A 14361-nucleotide genomic window follows, 5' to 3' on the forward strand; every position below is an offset into this window, starting at 1 on the left:
CGCAGAGATGGCGAACCGGTCAGGGGAGGAGGCGGGCGGCTTACGCTTTGGGGGCGCTGTCGCTTGCGGACTGGCCGCTGCTGGCATGGCGAATGTCGTCGCCCTCGACCAGATAGATGACGGATTCGGCCAGGTTGTCGGCATGATCGCCGATGCGCTCCAGCGAGCGCAGGATCCACATGACGTTGAGCACCGAGCTGATCGAACGCGGATCTTCCATCATGAAGGTCACCAGCGAGCGCATGGCGGTCTGATAGTCCTGATCGACAATCTCGTCCTCCCCCAGCACTTCGCGGGCCATGGGCACATCCATGCGGGCGAAGGCGGTCAGGGCATGACGGACCATGTCCCGCACGCGGGTGCTGATATGGCGGATTTCGGTGAAACCGCGGCTGGTCAGCCCTTCCTCGATCAGGCTCAGCGCATGACGAGCGATCTTGTTGGCCTCATCGCCCATGCGCTCCAGATCGGAGGTGGCACGGGTAACGGCCAGTACCAGGCGCAGATCGGAGGCCGTGGGCTGGCGACGGGCCAGAATATGGGCGCACTCGTCATCGATCTCGAGCTGGAAATTGTTGACCTCCCGGTCGTTGTCGCGCACCCGCTCGGCCGCCTCGAAGTCGCCTTCCAGAAGCGCGGCAATGACCTCGTTGATCTGGCGCTCTACCAGCCCCCCCATGGCCAACAGCTGAGTCTTGAGTGACTCCAGCTCCTGATTGAACTGACGCGAAATATGCTGGCTGTGAGGGTCGTTGGTAATGTCCATGGTGACTCCGTTCACGTATCAGGGGCGCTGCCTGGCAGCGCCATGTTGGCAAAAGCATCGCGTACGATAATGACACTTTGATGACACAAACGCTGACATACCTGTTACCCGTTCACGTGATCGGCAAGATTCAGCCCAGCGGCACCAGCTTGGCAAACCCCAGTACCAGCCACTTGTCACCGTCGTCCTCGAAGCTGACCTGTACTCGCGCACGCTGACCCTGACCTTCGGCGTTGATCACCACGCCTTCACCAAAGACCGGATGGCTGACCCGCTGGCCCAGCGACAGACTCGGCAGCGCCTCACCGCCATCGACCTGCTCCTGGCGGGGGGAGGACTCCCTTGAGGTGACCGGCCGCGAGATCTGACCGCGCAGTCGCACTTCCTCGACCAGTTCTTCGGGCAGCTCGCGCAGAAAGCGCGACGGTCGCTGGAAGGTTTCCTTGCCATGCAGACGTCGCGATTCGGCATGGGTCAGGTAGAGCTTCTCCATCGCCCGCGTCACGCCGACATAGCAGAGCCGGCGCTCCTCCTCGAGACGCCCGGGCTCTTCCAGCGACATCTTGTGCGGAAAGAGCCCCTCTTCCATGCCGGCCACGAACACGACCGGAAACTCCAGCCCCTTGGCCGAATGCAGGGTCATCATCTGAACGGCGTCCTCGAACTCGTCGGCCTCATGGTCCCCGGAGTTGAGCGCCGCCTCGGCCAGAAAGGTGCCCAGTGAATCATCTTCGCCGTCATTGACCGGGCTGAAGGGGTCGCCCTGGGTGTACGCCTTCGCCGCGCTGACCAGCTCCTCCAGGTTTTCGACCCGCGCCTGGCCCTTTTCGCCCTTCTCGGCACGGTGGTGCTCGATCAGCCCGGTCTGGCCGATCACGTGATCGATCATTTCGTGCAGTGACAGGCCGGCGGTGTCGTTGTCGAGCTGATCAATCAGGTTGCTGAAGGTGGTCACGCTCGAAGCGGCGCGGCCCTTCAAAAGCCCTTTCGAGGGGGCATCATTGAGGGCCTGCCACAAGGAGACGCCCTCGTCACGGGCATGGGCGCGCAGCAGCTCGACGCTGCGGGTGCCGATGCCGCGCGCCGGCACGTTGATCACGCGCTCCAGCGAGGCGTCGTCATCGCGCGAGACCAGCAGGCGCAGATAGGCCAGCGCGTTCTTGATCTCGAGGCGCTCGTAAAAGCGCTGACCGCCGTAGATGCGATAGGGCACCCCCTGGCGAATCAGCGCCTCCTCCAGCACCCGGGACTGGGCGTTGGAGCGGTAGAGAATGGCGATGTCCTTGCGGGGACGATCCTTCTCGCGCACCTGGGTGGCGATGGTATCGACAATGAAGCGCGCCTCGTCCAGGTCGTTGAAGCCGCCATAGAGAGAGATGCGCTCGCCTTCGGCGACATCGGTCCAGAGCTCCTTGCCCATGCGCCCGGCGTTGTGGCGAATCAGCGCGTTGGCCGCCTCCAGAATGGCACTGGTCGAGCGGTAGTTGCGCTCAAGGCGCACCAGACGCGTGTCGTGGAACTCCTCGCGAAAGCGCGCCAGGTTTTCGACCTTCGCGCCGCGCCAGCCGTAGATGGACTGGTCGTCGTCGCCCACGGCGGTCAGGCAGGCACGGTCGCCGGCCAGCAGCTTGAGCCAGGCGTACTGCAGCGTGTTGGTGTCCTGAAACTCATCGACCAGCAGGTGCTGAAAGCGCTCGCGATAGTGCTGCAAAAGGCGCGGGTTATCGCGCAAAAGCTCGAGCGCCCGCAGCAAAAGCTCACCGAAATCGACCAGCCCGCCGCGTTCACAGGCGAGATGATAGAGCTCGTAGAGATCGATCATCTGCTGCATGTAGGCGTCGCCGTGGGCGTCGATATCGCCCGGGCGCATGCCCTCTTCCTTGCAGCCGCCGATGAAGTACTGCACCTGTTTGGGCGGGTAGCGCTCGTCATCGATACCGTGATCGCGCAGCAAGCGCTTGACCAGCCTCAGCTGGTCATCACTGTCGATGATCTGAAAATGTTCGGGCAGTCCGGCATCCTGCCAGTGGGTGCGCAAAAGCCGATGGGCAATGGAGTGGAAGGTGCCGACCCACATGCCGCGCGGGGAGACCTTCAACAGCGTCTCCAGCCGCGAGCGCATCTCGCGGGCGGCCTTGTTGGTGAAGGTCACGGCCAGAATCGACCAGGGCGACAGGCCATCGACCTCCATCAGCCAGGCGATACGGTGCACCAGTACCCGGGTCTTGCCGGAGCCGGCACCGGCCAGCACCAGCATGTTGCCCTGCGGGGCGCCGACCGCGTCGCGCTGATCGGAATTGAGAGAATCGAGTAGCGCAGAGGCGTCCATGAAATCAGATACCCTGGAAATCGGCCGGAAACGGCCTGAGAGAAGAGATCAAAAAGAAGTCTCTACCCTAGCATATACGGCGCCGCCGGTCCCTCCTGTGAGGCCGCCCGACGCCTATTTATCGTCGGATTTGCCCCGGGTGCGGGTGCTGTCCTGACGGGCCCGATCAAAGGGGTCGGGGCGCGCCGTGCGCAGCGGGTCCAGGCTGCGCTTGACCGCCACCAGATGCTCGGCCAGCTGCGGTCCGCGGGTCTTGGCCACGCCCACGGCGAGAATATCGATCACCACCAGATGCGCGATGCGCGAACTCATGGGCCGATACACCTCGCTGTCTTCAAAGACATCGATATAAAGCCCAATGGTGCATTTTTCGGCCAGCGGCGAATCCGCCGGGCACAGACCGATGACCGTGGCGCCGTGAGACAGGGCGATGTCGACGCTGGAGAGCAGCGAGCTGGAGCGCCCGGTCTGGGAGATGGCCACCACCACGTCATGCTCGCCCAGCGTCACCGCCGACATGTGCTGCATGTGCGGGTCGGAGTAGGCCGCCGTCGAGATGCGCAGGCGGAAAAACTTGTGCTGGGCATCAATGGCCACCGCCCCGGAGGCGCCGTAGCCGTAGAACTCGACCCGGCTGGCGTCCGACAGGGCATTGATGGCGCGGGTCATGCTGGTGGCATCGATCCGGTCGCGCACGCCCAGCAGCGTGCCCACGGTGGAGTCAAAGATGCCGCGGGAGAACTCCGCCACGCTGTCGGTTTCGTTCATCGAGAATTCCGAGAACTGCTCGCCGGTGGCCAGCGTCTGCGCCAGCTTGAGCTTGAAATCCTGATAGCCCGTGCAGTCGATGGCGCGACAGAAGCGGATCACCGTGGGCTCACTGACGCCGACGCGGGCCGCCAGCGCGGCCAGCGGCAAATGAATGACTTCATCGGCATTGCGCAGTACAAAACGGGCCACCTTCTGTTCGGAGCGGCGAAAGGCCGGCAGCCGGGCGCGAAGGTCATCAAAAAGCGTGACGCTCAAGGTGCATCCTCTGTGCTGGTTGACGCACGCCCTTTGTTGCGTTACGTCATTAAATTGTCAACAGCACTATCATACGCTGAGTGCGAGCACTGATCGACGCTGACTATCACGCTGATGGTCACGTCGACACAGTGTCATGTCCCGGATCCATTTCAATGTCGAAGGGTGCATCGTTCATGCAAAAGCACACTGCTGATCAATCCCGACTCAATGACGTTCGCAATGAAATTCTCGATATCGCCATGCATCTGGATGCCAGAGAGACCGAGAAACGCCGCCAGCGCGCCGCCGAGCGCGCACTAAAGGTCCGCCGCGGCATCGAGGATCATTTCGAATCCAGAAAGCTTGCCACCCAATTCAGTGAGGACGATGAACGCCTGCACCACTTCGGCTAGCAGCGATCAGGCGTGACAGGCGCTGACACGACAGCGGCCGGCAATGCCGGCCGCTGTCGCGAAAGGTGGTCAGGAAAGGCTACGGCGTGGTCGAGCGCGGCCCGGCCGGGCTCAACACCAGCTCCACCCGACGGTTCTGAGCACGCCCCGTCTCGGTGTCGTTCCCCGCCAGCGGCCGGGTGGGCCCGTAACCGATCGCCCGTAGCTGAGTGCTGGAGACGCCACCGCGGCTGAGATAGCGCAGTACGGCTGTGGCCCGACCGGCAGAAAGTTCCCAGTTCGACGGGAACTGCGCCGTCGAGATGGTGCGACTGTCCGTGTGCCCCTCGACCGAAATCTCGCCGTCGAAATCCCTGAGTGCCGGCAGCAGGCGATCGAGCAGGCCGTTCCCCTGGGTACCGATATCCACATCGGCGCTGGGGAAGAGCAGCCGGTCCTCGATGCGCAGGATGGTGCGCTCGCGCTCGCGGGTGACCTGTACCCCGTCGATGCCGGCCAGCCGGTGATCCATGGCCATGACCTCATCCGCGGGGGCCTGCGATGTTTCTTCTGCCGGGGCGGGCACTTGCGTCAGCGGCGTCATCACCGCCAGGGCGGCCTGCACATCCACGCGCGCCGGCGTTTTGTCTTCAATGACCGGCGTGGCCGGCAGCATCTGCCAGGGCGTTTGAGGTGTCGGAGACCCCATCAGCGATGACAGGACGCCGGTAGTGCTGACCGGGATAGCCTGCACCGGTGAGATCCGATCCACGGCCGCCAGTGCCAGCGGTGACACCATCACGGCGACGGCCTCCGAGGCCATTGGCGATGCCGGCGCCGGCAGATCGTCCTGCGGGACCACGCCACGCATGGCCAGAAGCAGCACAAACAGCACCAGCAGCAGGGTCAAAAGATCGAGATAGCTGAGCATCCAGCCATCGCTTTCTTCACTGCGATCGGCGGTCAGTACCAGCTCACGGGCCGCCTGACGGGCCTGACCGGAGGCGCCTGACGATCGGTGTTCCATCACGACGCGCCGCTCCCGGGGCTTTCGGTGTTACGCGGCAGCGGCCGTTCGCCCAGCTCGTCGTGGGCCTCGCTGATAAAGGAGTTGAGCGTGGCCTCGATAAAGGAGGGCAGACGGCGGCGCGAGATCATCGACACGCCTTCCAGCACCATGTTCATCGCGATCAGACGCTCCTCGGTGCGCCGCTCCAGCTTGACCGCAATCGGTTTGAACAGCAGATTCCCCAGCAGGATGCCGTAAAAGGTCGACAACAGCGCCACGCCCATGCGCGGGCCGATCACGGCCAGATCGCCGTTCTGGATGACCTCCAGCATGTTGATCAGCCCCACCAGCGTCCCCAGCATGCCAAAGGCCGGCGCGTAGGTAGCCATGGTGCGAAAGATCTGCGCCTCGGCCAGCTCCCGGGCGCGAAGACGCGTGATGCGCCAGCGCAGCAGATCCAGAATCTCCTCTTCGCGGACGTTGTCGATCACCAGGCTGATGCCGGTGCGCAGAAACGGATTGCGGGTGGTTTCCAGCGCCCGCTCCACGGCGCGGGCATCGCCGTGCATCCATTCGCGCGCCAGCGCCACCAGCTCGTCGATGTCCTCACGAATGAAATCGGGCTCGCGGCGAAAGACGCTCCCCACCAGCGCCATCACGCGACGGATCTCGCGCATGGGATAGCTGATCATGGTGGCGGCCAGCGTACCGGTCAGCACGATCAAAAGACCGGGAAGATTGAAAAAACTCAGCGGCGACTGCGCGGTAAAGAGCACCACGACCGTCAGCAACAAGATGCTGACCACGATGCCGATCAGCGTCGAAGGGTTGCCGGGCACGCCGGCCGGCCGGCCGGTGGAAGACGCATTGAGGGGACTGTCGGTGCTGCCGGATTGACTGCTGGTCATGACAAAACATCCATGTGCATGCAGCGCTTGTGACGTCTGAGACCGACGGACCCACTTCAGCCAGCGCCACTGCTGCCGATATTGACCGGTCAATTCTGACAGAGTGCTCTGATCTCAAACGCCATGAATAGCGCCATTTTTGACGCGCATTCATTCGCTTGAACAGGAGTTGTGCACCTTTCCCACAGAGTTATCCACATTTCCCATTGACAGTAGATATCCCGGTGATCAATTCACTGCCCGGGCGACAGGCGAAAAAAAGCGGGCCCCCGAAGGTGCCCGCCCGTGGTCGTCCATCGCCTGAATTAATGCATTAGTCCCCAGACGAATACGATGGCCACGCCAATCGGCGCAATGAAACGCGCCGAAAAACGCCACCAGGCAAAGGCCGTTGACCCCATGTTGAGCTGGGCGCGCACTTCATCACGGCCCATGAACCAGCCCACGAACACGATGGTGGCCAGGCCTGTCAGCGGCAGCATGATCTTGCTGGTGACGTAGTCGAGCAGATCGAACATGGTCATGCCAAAGGGCGTAAACGCCGACCAGTCGTTGAACGACAGCACCGTGGCAATGCCCAGAATCCAGGTGGCGGCGCCGGCCACCAGCGCCGACTGTAGACGGCTCAGCGGGGTTTTCTCCTCGAGCCACTCAACGATCGGCTCCAGCAGCGAAATCGCCGAGGTCCAGGCCGCGAACACCAGCAGCACGAAAAACAGCGTGCCGAACAACACACCGCCGGACATGTTGCCAAAGGCCAGCGGCAGGGTCTGGAAAATGAGCCCGGGGCCGGCCGCCGGGTCGAGCCCGTCGGCAAAGACGATCGGGAAAATCGCCATGCCGGCGGCCAGCGCGATGATGGTATCGAGAATGACCACCGTCATGGCCGTGCGACCGATATTGACGTCATCGCTGAGATAGGAGCCGTAAGCCATCATGATGCCCATGCCCAGACTCAGGGTGAAAAAGGCATGTCCCATCGCCGCCAGGATCACATCGCCGGTCAGACGTGTGAAATCGGGACGGAAAAGGTAATCAAACCCTTCACCAAAGCTGCCGGTCGTGGCGGCATAGCCCACCAGCACCGCCAGCAGGACCACCAGCGCCGGCATCAGAATCTTGGACGCCCGCTCGAGCCCGCCGGCCACACCGCCGGCCACGATGGCAATGGTCAGCACCATGAACAGGCTGTGCCAGGCCAGCAGCGTGCCCGGACTGGCAAGCAGATCGGAAAACAGCGTGCCGACGCTGTCCCCGTCGAGCCCGGTAAAGGTGGCCGACGCCCCATAGCGAACGTAGGCCAGCGCCCAGCCGCCGATAACGCTGTAGAACGACAAAATCAGCCAGGCGGCCAGAATGCCGCCCACGCCGATCAGTACCCAGGCCTGAGAGCGCTTGAGGCGCCCGGCGATGCGGCTCATGGTCGAGATGGGGTTTTTCTGCCCCAGTCGTCCCAGCAGCCATTCGCTCATCAAAATGGGGAGACCGATCAGCAAAATGCAGACCAGATAGACTAGAACGAAGGCGCCGCCGCCGCTCTCACCGGTCATGTAGGGGAATTTCCAGATATTGCCCAACCCGACGGAAGAGCCGACCGCGGCGAGCATGAACGCAATGCGCGAAGACCACTGCGCATGTGAATGGGGCTTGTTGGTCATGAGGCTACCCTGTGTATCCCTTTAAGTCGGCAAACACGCTTGATTCGCCAACGGCAAATCGCGGTGTCGCCGACGCCCGTGCTTCATTATTGATGTTTTTCCGATGTCATTTTTTCTGAACAACGCCCATCTGAAGCGATCGATGGCGTCCATTGTACAGACGAAGGCACCAACATCACGCCCTGTAACATTAAAAGAGTGATTCCTGCCGCTCACCGGCAAAGGCGGCCAGCGCCGGCAGTGCGATGCGCTCGGCAAGGCGGGCATGAAAGGCGCGTGCCAGCAGCGGGGCCGCCCGATTATCCGGCGTATGCACAAACAGTACCGGACTTTTCCCCTGTTCCATCCACAGGGCCAGCTGTTCGATCCAGGGCGTAAAGCGCGCGTGATTGATCTCATCATCAAAATGACCGATGAAGCGTACCACCGGCTGCGCCGCCGTGCTCAGCACATGCAGCGGTCGGCGCGGTTTCTCGCGCTGGGCCTGCGCAAGTCGAGCATCGTCGCCGGCAGGCGTGGCAAAGAGCGCGCGGGTATCCAGCATGACCCGATTGGCCTTGTGAGTTATCAACAACCGGTTGAGCGACTGCTCGGTCATCCCCTTGTGGAAAAATTCACTGTGACGCACTTCCACGGCACAGGGTAGCGCCTTCGGCCAGCGTTTGAGCACGGCCTCCAGCGCGGGCAGCTCGTCAGCACCAAGGTCGCGCGGCAGCTGGATCATGGTCGGCCCCAGCCGATCGTGCAGCGGCGCCAGACGCTCGAGAAACTGGTCCATTTCCGCCTCGATACCCACCAGACGCTTGTCGTGTGTCAGCGCGGCCGGCAGCTTGAAGCAGAAGCGAAAGTGCTCGGGAGCCTGACGCGACCAGGTGTCTATTACGTCTTCGCGCGGTGCGCCACTATAGAAGGTGGTATTGCCCTCCACGCAGGAAAAGACGCTGGCATAGTCCGGCAGCGAGTCGCTTGGCTGGGCGTAGGTGCCATACAGGGTGCCACGCCAGTCAGCGTTGGCCCACATGGCAAGCCCCAGATGCAGGGATCCCGCCATGCTCAGCGCACCCGTTCGGCATCAAAGCGCTGCCGGGGCGCCACGATCTCGTCCTGGGCCTGGATCATGGCAAGCTCGCGGGTGCCTGCCTGCCAGGTATGGGTAAAGAGCGCATGGACGGCCTCGGCCGTACTCTCCAGCGCCCGCGCCGGCCCCTCATTGGTGATACCGTCCTGATCGCGCAGGCAGCAGGCCAGAAACACGGCGGCGGTAAAATCACCGGCACCGTTGGGCGCGACCGGAAAATCGAAGCGGGGCGTGGCGATCCGCCAGCTGCCCGCCTCGGTATCCACCAGCATCTCGATGGTCTCCGCCGTGCTGTCATCGATATCCAGCGAGGTCACCAGCACCACGCTCGGGCCCTGCGCGCGCAGGCGCGCCGCAGCGCTCAACACGTCATCCAGCGACTCGATGGCGTGATCGCTCAAAAAGGCCAGCTCAAACTGATTGGGCGTCACGATGTCGGCCGCCGATACGGCGCAGTCGCGCATCCACGCCGGAATGCCTTCACGGACAAAAAAGCCGCGGCCGATATCGCCCATCACCGGATCACAGCAGTACAGTGCGCCCGGGTTGGCGGCACGCACGCGGGTGACGCTTTCCAGCACGGCGCGGCCGATGCCTTCATCGCCCATGTAGCCGGAGAGCACGGCCTGCACGTTCGAAAGCCCGGTGAGCGCCTCAACGCCATCCAGTACATCCTTTAAATGGTCCGGCGTGAAGACCTCGCCGGTAAAGGCGCCATAGCCCGTATGATTGGAAAACTGCACCGTGTTGATGGCGGTGACCTCGCAGCCCAGACGCTGCAGCGGCAATACGGCGGCACGGTTGCCAACATAGCCATAGGCCACGTGGCTCTGAATGGAAATGATATGGGTCATGAAGGACACTCGATCGACGCATGGGATACCCACGAAGCGCGGGCCTGACTATGCTTTAAAAGATAACATTCTGTTGAGGTAGACCGCTCATGTCGCGTGCAATGCGCATCGTCAGCCGGACACTGGGGGGCCTTGTGGCCCTGTTGATACTGCTGGGTCTTGTCATGACCCTGATGAGCTGGAACTGGCTCAGACCCACGATCAATGACCGTGTTTCCGAGTCGCTGGGGCGCCCCTTTGCCATTCAGGGCGATCTGGGACTTTCCTGGCAGTGGGAGAGCTGGCGCCTGATGCCCCGTGTCAGCGCCGAGGACATCGTGCTGGGTGATCCGCCCGAACTGAATCAGGCACGTGGCGTGGACGCCGGTACCGAAGAGGCCCGCACGGCCCGTATCGGGTCTATCGCGGTGGGCCTGCAGCCGATGGCCCTGCTTCAAAAGCGTATTTCGCTGCACGATCTGGTCGTGCGTAACGCCAGTGCCACCCTGCGCCGCCTTGAGGAGACTCAAAACAACTGGCAGCTTGCCGGCGATGACAGCGCCGAAAACGACAGTGATACCGATCAGGATAGCGACAGCGGCTGGCAGTTTGCCATTGACCAGCTCGATGTCGACCGGGTGCAGGTCACGCTCGTTGATCAGGTGCTGGACGTGGACGCCACCGCCACGCTGGAAACCCTGGGCGAGCCGGTACGCTGGGAAGAGGTCGCCGGCAGCGACCAGCCAGCAGACAGCGGCGAGGAGGCCACTGCGAGCGGGCAGGGCGCGCCCGGCAGTGAACGCGATTTTCGTTTCGCCTGGCAGGTCGAAGGCACCTATCGCGGCAGCGCACTGAACGGCGAAGGCCGACTGGGCGGCCCGGCGTCGCTGCGTGAGGGCGGTCGCTTCCCGCTGGAGGTACATCTGTCCTCCGGCAATTCCCGCCTGGATGTGATCGGCACGCTCAACGATCCGATGGCGCTGGCCGGCATGGAGCTTGATGTGGGCATTGCCGGCGACAATCTGGGCGATCTCTACGCCCTGACCGGCGTCGTACTGCCCCAGACGCCACCCTATGCCACGCGCGGCCATCTCTCGGCCGATCTGAACAGACCCGACGGCGGCACCTTTGAGTATCGCGATTTTGACGGCACGATCGGCGACAGCGATATCCATGGCAGCCTGCGCTACGTCAACGCCGAACCACGCCCGACGCTGACCGGCGAGCTGGCCTCGAAGCAGCTTCGCTTTGCCGACCTGGCCCCGCTGGTCGGTGCCGACAATGAAGAGACCGGTGACTCGGTCAATCCGGACCAGCCCGAGGACAGGGTGCTGCCGGTCTCCGAATTCAACACCGAGCGCTGGAACACCATGGACGCCGACGTGCGCTTTCGCGCGCAAAATATCGTGCACGGCGAGTCTTTGCCCCTGAGCAATCTCAACACCCATCTGGTCATGAACAACGGCGAGATATTGATGGACCCGCTGAGCTTCGGCGTCGCCGGGGGGCAGCTCAATACCACGCTGCGCCTGAGCGGGCAGGAAACACCGCTACGTGCGCGCATCGACACGCATGCCCGAGGGCTTCACTTGAGCGAAATCCTGCCCAACAACAGCGATCTGACCCAGGGGCTGGGCGAGATCAACGGCGACGCCACCCTGATGGGCGCCGGCAACTCGGTGGCGGCCCTGCTGGGATCGAGCGACGGCGAACTGCAGCTTTTGATCGAACAGGGACGCATCAGCCGCAACCTGATGGAGCTGGCCGGACTCAACGTGGGCAACTATCTGATCGGTGAGCTGTTCGGCGATGAGGAGGTGGCCATTCACTGCGCCGCTGCCGATCTGCAGATCAATGACGGACTGGTCCAGCCGCGTATTTTCACCATCGATACCGACAACGCCATCATCAATGTCGAAGGCGCAGTGAATCTGGCCAATGAGCAGATGGATCTCACCATCAAACCGGAGAGCAAGGGCTTTCGTATCTTCACCCTGCGCACGCCGCTTTCGGTCGGCGGTACCTTCAAGGACCCGTCACCCGGCGTGGAAGCCGCCCCCCTGATTGCGCGCGGCGCGGCGGCCGTGGCGCTGGGCACGCTGGCGGCCCCGGCGGCCGCCCTTGGCGCGTTGGTGTCCACAAGCGCGGGTGAGGAGAGTCAGTGCGGGGCGCTGATCGAGCGCATGAAAACTGATTGATCTTCTTCACATCAGGGAGTAACGACAACGCCGGCGCAAGCGCCGGCGTTTTTTATGCAGGGTCGTCCTTTCGGGATCATGGCATGAAAAACGGGGCGCCCTTTCAGGGGCGCCCCGTGATCAAAAACCTCGAGGGCTGCGCTTACTCGTTGTCTTCCGGCAGCGCGTAGACGGCGATCTGGTCGCCGACCTGATCCTTGAGGATGGTGTTGCCGCCGGCCACGAAGGCCACGTACTGCCGGCCGTCGTATTCATAGACCGACGGATTGGCCACGACCGGCGCCTGGGTCTGATCCTCCCAGAGCTTTTCACCGGTCTCAAGAGAGTAGGCGCGCACCTTGGCGTCCATCGAGGCACCGATGAAGATCACGCCACCGGCGGTCACGGCCGGGCCACCGATGGTGGGCGAGCCCCAGCGTTCCGGCATGAAGAAACCGAACTGCTGCGAGGCGCCAACCGGCTTGCGCCACTTGATGTCGCCGGTGTGCATGTCGATCGCCACGATCTCGCCAAACGGCGGCTCCCAGCAGGGCATGCCCAGCCAGTTGTCCGCGACTTCCAGACGCATGCCATACGGCGCGCCCTCCTGCGGGGCAAAACCGCTTTCGTTGCCGGAACCGCTGTCGGCCTTGTCGTAGTCCTCGCGGTTATAGAGCTTGACGGTCTGCACGATGTGCGAGGTGTTGACGATTGCGGTCTGACTTTCGGGATCAAAGGCCACGCCGCCCCACTGAACGCCACCGGCGCTGTCGGGGTAGGCCAGCGCCCCTTCACCACGGGTGGTGGGCGGGGTATACATGCCCTCATAGGTGAGCTCGTCCCACAACCGCGAGCACTGACCAAAGCCCACGGCATCCGCCAGTGCCCAGACTTCCGGCTTTTTCGACTGATCCAGCAACGGGGCCGGTTTGGTCGGGAAGGGCTGGGTCGGCGCATAGACCTCGCCTTCGACGCTGCCATCCCCCTGGGGCACCGGGCGCTCCTCGATCGGCCAGACGTCTTCGCCGGTCAGGCGGTTGACCACGAACAGAAAGCCCATCTTGGTGGCCTGGACCAGCGCGGGAATCTCTTCGCCGTCGACCGTGATGTCCATCAGTGTCGGCGCGGCGTTGATGTCGTAATCCCAGATATCGTGATGCACCCACTGACGCGACCAGACCACCTCACCGGTGTCGACATCAAGCGCGGTCGTCGAGGTCGCCAGCGGCGCCTTTTCAGTGCGATTGCCGCCCCAGAAGTTGGGGGAGGGCGAAGAGACCGGCAGATAGATCAGACCGTTTTGCTCATCCGCCGACATGTGTGTCCAGACGTTGGCAGTGCCGCTTTTGCGGCGCATCTCATCGGAGAGGGCTTCAAATTCCCATTCACGCTCGCCGGTGCGGGCGTTGATCGAGAACACGGTGCCCGGGGGCGCTTCCTGATAGGCCCAGTCCTTGCCGGCCCAGCCGAAAATGACATGATCACCCACGATGGTCGGTGGCTGTAACAGCGACAGCGGGAACTTGGAATTGACGTTGTTCCACTGATCGACATTGAGCACACCGTTGTCGGCAAAACCCTGACAGGGCTTGCCGGTGTCGGCATCAATGGCAAACAGCTGAGCGTCCATGGTGCCCATGTAGACGATCTTCTGGCACGACTCGCCCTCGATGGGGTCGTCGGCTTCCCAGTAGGCCACGCCACGATTCTTGAGCACGGGCTGGGTCAGCGCTTCCCTGGAGGACTGGGTGTCAAAGCGCCACTTCTCCTCGCCGGTCGCCGGGTTATAGGCGATCAGCTTGTAAAAGGGGGTGCCAATATAAAGCGTGTCGTTGGCAACGACCGGGGTGGCCGACCAGACCGTGGCTGGCGTGTCACCGGAGCCGTCGGAGATATCGCCGGTGTGAACTTCCCAGACCTTTTCGAGCTGACCGACGTTATCGACGTTGATCTGATCCAGCGGACTGTACTTCTGGGCGTTGAGCTGGCCGTGGAAGCTGTCCCAGGTCGGGGTGTCCGGCACCAGCGGCACGTTGGCGCGATCGCCGTTGTCCGACGTCGATGCCGGCGCCGCTGTCTGTTCGGCCTGGTCAGGCTGTTCGGACTGCTGCTCGGCCAGTGTCAGGCCGGGAAAGACCGTCAGCGACAGGGCGGTCAGCGTACTCAGGCGCCGGGCGCCTGTGCGAAGACTCATCATGTCGAG

Annotated in this window: 11 protein-coding genes; 2 read left to right on the top strand and 9 right to left on the bottom strand. The window is 63.0% G+C overall.

The features are described 5' to 3' along the window. Positions 1-40: 40 nt before the first annotated feature. The 3 genes from phoU to C8D72_RS09475 form a co-directional block, all read right to left on the bottom strand. On the bottom strand, positions 41-766 hold the full coding sequence (gene phoU / locus C8D72_RS09465; RefSeq protein ID WP_115854160.1) for a phosphate signaling complex protein PhoU: 726 nt from the start codon (positions 764-766) through the stop codon (positions 41-43). A gap of 130 nt (positions 767-896) precedes the next feature. Continuing rightward, entirely contained in the window at positions 897-3095 is a 2199-nt protein-coding gene (gene uvrD, locus C8D72_RS09470) for a DNA helicase II (protein ID WP_115854161.1), read from the bottom strand. A gap of 114 nt (positions 3096-3209) precedes the next feature. Further along, a complete protein-coding gene (locus C8D72_RS09475; RefSeq protein ID WP_115854162.1) occupies positions 3210-4121 on the bottom strand; it encodes an SIS domain-containing protein in 912 nt (303 codons plus the stop codon). Between the two features lie 176 nt (positions 4122-4297). Between C8D72_RS09475 and C8D72_RS09480 the strand changes: the two genes are divergently transcribed. After that, positions 4298-4516, top strand: a complete 219-nt coding sequence (locus C8D72_RS09480) for a PA3496 family putative envelope integrity protein (RefSeq protein WP_115854482.1) — start codon at positions 4298-4300, stop codon at positions 4514-4516. Positions 4517-4595: 79 nt separating this feature from the next. On the opposite strand, the gene C8D72_RS09485 is transcribed toward C8D72_RS09480, so the two are convergent. The 5 genes from C8D72_RS09485 to pdxY form a co-directional block, all read right to left on the bottom strand. Beyond that, positions 4596-5522 (bottom strand): OmpA/MotB family protein, encoded by a 927-nt coding sequence (locus C8D72_RS09485; protein ID WP_115854163.1) that lies wholly within the window; start codon positions 5520-5522, stop codon positions 4596-4598. Further along, a complete protein-coding gene (locus C8D72_RS09490; protein WP_115854164.1) occupies positions 5522-6412 on the bottom strand; it encodes a motility protein A in 891 nt (296 codons plus the stop codon). The genes C8D72_RS09485 and C8D72_RS09490 overlap by 1 nt, the downstream gene beginning before the upstream one ends. 305 nt (positions 6413-6717) lie before the next feature. Next, a complete protein-coding gene (locus C8D72_RS09495) occupies positions 6718-8070 on the bottom strand; it encodes a sodium-dependent transporter (RefSeq protein WP_115854165.1) in 1353 nt (450 codons plus the stop codon). Between the two features lie 190 nt (positions 8071-8260). Further along, positions 8261-9121: a DUF72 domain-containing protein gene (locus C8D72_RS09500; protein WP_115854166.1), complete on the bottom strand. Its 861-nt coding sequence runs from the start codon at positions 9119-9121 to the stop codon at positions 8261-8263. A 2-nt stretch (positions 9122-9123) separates the two neighbouring features. Beyond that, the gene (gene pdxY / locus C8D72_RS09505; RefSeq protein ID WP_115854167.1) at positions 9124-10002 is read right to left on the bottom strand and encodes a pyridoxal kinase PdxY; all 879 of its coding nucleotides are present in this window, start codon (positions 10000-10002) and stop codon (positions 9124-9126) included. 89 nt (positions 10003-10091) lie between these two features. Here pdxY and C8D72_RS09510 point away from each other — a divergent pair, with 89 nt between their 5' ends. Further along, a complete protein-coding gene (locus tag C8D72_RS09510; RefSeq protein WP_115854168.1) occupies positions 10092-12179 on the top strand; it encodes an AsmA family protein in 2088 nt (695 codons plus the stop codon). A 142-nt stretch (positions 12180-12321) separates the two neighbouring features. Here C8D72_RS09510 and C8D72_RS09515 read toward each other — a convergent pair whose 3' ends face one another. After that, positions 12322-14355, bottom strand: coding sequence for a pyrroloquinoline quinone-dependent dehydrogenase (locus tag C8D72_RS09515; protein ID WP_115854169.1), 2034 nt, complete (start codon positions 14353-14355; stop codon positions 12322-12324). Positions 14356-14361 lie beyond the last annotated feature (6 nt).

This window comes from Kushneria indalinina DSM 14324 (assembly GCF_003385845.1).
Lineage (GTDB): Bacteria > Pseudomonadota > Gammaproteobacteria > Pseudomonadales > Halomonadaceae > Kushneria > Kushneria indalinina.